Origin of the sequence: Bartonella sp. CL162QHHD, from assembly GCF_042195435.1 — a bacterium.
Classification (GTDB): Bacteria; Pseudomonadota; Alphaproteobacteria; order Rhizobiales; family Rhizobiaceae; genus Bartonella.
On the sequence record NZ_JBHIOG010000009.1, the window covers coordinates 1 to 4,162 of the forward strand.

A 4,162-nucleotide genomic window follows, 5' to 3' on the forward strand; every position below is an offset into this window, starting at 1 on the left:
ATGCTTAGCTACAAACGCATTGGCTTCATTACTCCAATTCAAAGAATCCTGCGCTACTCCCTGCGAAACTTCCTTAATACGCTGATTCACATTTTTTATATTTGCATCAAGGCCTTCAAACGCACCACCTACACCATCAAAGGCGCTCGTGCTTACCTGACCATCTTCAGAAATATGCGATAATTTATACCTTGGCTGTGTAAGAGCTCCATCTTTAAAGGATGCTTCTCCACCTAAAAACTTAGCTACATCCTCACCGATTTTATTAATCTGACCGCCCGTGATTGCATCATGTGAACCCTTGGCAATCTGACCATCGGCAACATTATGGAGACCTACAGCCGCCTTATCCTTACCTTTACCTAAAGTCACACTCGTGTAATCAATGCCGCCATTATCACCATCTTTTTTATCGTAATGAACAACAGCTGAATCATCAGACTGAAGGCTGCTAGAAAGTTCCTTCAGACTTGCATCAAGCTGACCCTTGTTAACGGCATCATTATTATCTTTTGCATCCTCTACACCAGAAATAACCCGTTTCACACCGCTTTTGTTTGCAACATTAATTACAGTGCCATTTGTTTCCTTACCAACAGTGATAGGAGCCGTCTCATCATCCTGCTTGACAAGGCTTTCACTCACTACATTGGTTACATCATGATGAACATTCGTGACAGAACTACTAATATCAGAAAGTGCTTCCGCTACACTCTTATAACTTTCTTCACTTTCTGTCCCTTCTGCATTAACTTTCTTGATTACAAAATTTGGAGCCTTCCATTGTCCATCTTTATCATAACCTGCTCCTCCACCAAAATACGTCGCAAATGTCTGATTCATTGAATAAAGCTGACTACCCGTTACAGCATCTGTTGATTTAGCGCTAATCTCACCATTTGCTAGAAACGTAATTCTACTGTTTTCTTGTGTCCTTACAGCTCTGCCTTTTTCTTCTTGCTTCTTCTCATGACGCGCGACAAACGCATGGGCTTCCTTGCTCCAACTCAAAGAATCCTGCGCTACCCCTTCAGAAACTTCCTTAATCCGTGCATTTACATTCTTGATATTATCATCAAGACCAATAAATGCGCTACCAACATTTTCAAAACTAGCACTTGCTACCGAACCATCCGTATCAACCTTCGATAACTTGTAGGTTGGTCCTGTAAACGTACCGCCAACAAATTTTGCATCACCACCAAGGAATTTAGCTACATTCTGAGAAATTGTGTTGATCTGACTACCATTAATCGCATCATGTGAACTCTCACCAATGGCACCATCTTTTACATTATGAAGTGCAACTGGTCCTGCATCCTTACCTTTACCTAAAGTCACACTCGTGTAATCAATGCCGCCATTATCACCATCTTTTTTATCGTAATGAACAACAGCTGAATCATCAGACTGAAGGCTGCTAGAAAGTTCCTTCAGACTTGCATCAAGCTGACCTTTGTTAACAGCTTCATTATCCTTTGTTGCTTCACCAACACCTGAAAGAGTCCGATCCGTACCAGTCTTGTTGGCTATATTGATTTCACTGCCTTCTACTTCTTTACCAATAGTGATAAGATTTGTATCTGCATCTTTCTTAACAAGGCTATCTCCTCTAACATTGTTAATTTCATTGTTAATTTGTTTTGTAATCTCATTTTTAACATTTGTGATAGAACTACCAACCCCTGTTAAAGCACTCGCTACATCAGGATAATTCTGATCTTTAGATCCACCATCAGCATCAAAGGTCTTGACCGTGAATTTAGGATTCGTCCATTTACCTTCTGTATATTCAGCGCCACCACCTAAATAAGTTGCAACAGTCTTATTCGTCTCAAAAAGCTGAGAACCATTGATCGCATCACTTGAGCTTGAAGAAACCTCTCCATTGGAAAGAAATGTAATCTTACTCTTACTTTCCTTCTCTCCATGTGTTGCTACAAACGCCTTGTCAGAATCACTCCACAACAATGCATTCTGCTTAATATTTTCAGTAACCTCCGTGTTGTTTTGGGTAAACTCTTTTTGAAGATTCTCAAAAGATGTTCCTACACCCTCAAAAGCTTCCGATACAGTATTATACTTCTTCTCTTCAACTTTAGTACCATCCTCATTAATGGTCTTAATCTTGAAGCTTGGAGCTGTCCAAGCGCCACCGGCATAACTAGCATGACCACCTAAAGACTGCGCAACACTGTCACCTAGAGCATATAGCTGATTTCCTGCTACAGCATCGCTTGAAGTTCCACTAACGTCTCCGTTGGCAAGATGTTTAATCTTGCTGCTCACTCTTTTATCTTCTTTTCCATGCTGTGCCACAAAGGCCCCTTCAGCATCACTCCACAACAACGCATCGCCTTGAACTTCTTGCGTAATATTACTTAGTTTTTCATTAAACTTTTTGACCTCATTAGACAGATGTTTATTCACATTTATGAAGTTCGTATCAATTCCTGCAAAAGCAGAGCCTACATCATTATAGGATTCGCTTGTCACTTCACCATCTTCAGAAACTTTCGACACCGTATAAGTGGGATCTTTAAACTTCTCACCATCAAAGGATACGCTGCCACCTAAAATCTTTGATAAATCTGCAGCTATGGTATGAAGCTGACCTCCCGTAACCGCATCATTCGAGCCTGATACTATAGAGCCAGCCGCAAGTGATGTGATCTTGCTGTTTTCCTTTTTACCTTCTTCCGTTTTATGCTGTGCGACAAAGGCGTTACTCTCATTACTCCATAATAAAGAATCTTGTGCAACTCCTTCTGAGACTTCCTTAATGCGAGCGTTAACAGTCTTGATATTTGTATCAAGTCCTTTAAAGGCTTTTTCAACACCTTCATACGGTTTATCTGTTACCTCACCGTCTTTAGAAACTGTCGATAAGTCATAGCTGGGAACTGTAAAAGTGCCATCAGCACTAAACGATGATTTGCCACCTAAAATCTTTGATAAACTTGCAGCTATGGTATTAATCTGACCACCCGTAACAGCATCGCTCGAACCTGATACTATAGAACCATCAGCCAGCGATGTGATCTTGCTGTTTTCCTTTTTACCTTCTTCCGTTTTATGCTGTGCGACAAAGGCATTGGCTTCATCATTCCATAACAAAGCATCTTTCTCAATATGTTGAGAACTATCAGTTATTTTTTTATTAAAATCATTGATCGTATTCGTTATACGCGTATTCACATTCCCAAGGCTATAATCAAGCGCCGAAAGAGCTGAACCAACATTATGATGACTATTTGGCGATACATCTACATCACCAGTTTTTCTAATGTCATGTACCCCATAAGATGGTTCACTGAAAGCACCATTACTAAAAGCTGCATTCCCACCTAAGAACTTAGCAATATCACCGCCTATTTTATTAATCTGCTGACCATTAATTGCATCATAGGATTCTGAAGATATTACACCCTTAGCAACATTATGGAGTGCAACAGGTGTCTTGTCTTTACCACCCAAAGTTATACTCATATAATTAGGGGCACCATCCTTCTGTTTATCGTAATGAACAACGGCTGAATCATCAGACTGAAGGCTGGTAGAAAGATCCTTTAAACCTTTATCTAGCTGACCTTTATTAACCGCTTCATTATTCTTCGTTGCTGCCTTCACACCAGAAAGAGTTCGATCTGCTTTGCTACTATTAGCGATATTGATTTCACTGCCTTCTACTTCTTTACCAATAGTGATAAATTTGGTTGCTTGATCTTTCTTAACAAGGCTATCACCTTTCACATTGGCAATCTCATTATTAATCTCTTTGCTAATCTCATTTCTAATATTTGTGAAAGAATTACCAACTCCAGCCAAAGCATCCGCCACATTGCCATAGTCTATCTCTTCAGATTTACCATCATCCTTAACTGTCTTAACCTTAAAACTTGGAGCTTTCCATTGTCCTTGCTCATCATAACCNCTAATATTTGTGAAAGAATTACCAACTCCAGCCAAAGCATCCGCCACATTGCTATAAGTTTTCTCTTCAGAGTTACCATCATCCTTAACTGTCGTAACCTTAAAACTTGGAGCTTTCCACTGTCCTTGCTCACCATAACCAGCACCACCACCAAAATAGGTTGCAAGTTGTTCGTTCAGCGAATAAAGCTGACCACCCGTGACAGCATCCGTTGAATCTTTAGAAACA

Annotated in this window: 1 pseudogene; it reads right to left on the minus strand. The window is 40.1% G+C overall.

Annotation, left to right across the window (positions count from 1 at the left end):
• Positions 1–4,162: pseudogene (locus ACFILD_RS00960) on the minus strand (hypothetical protein); the annotation flags it as partial.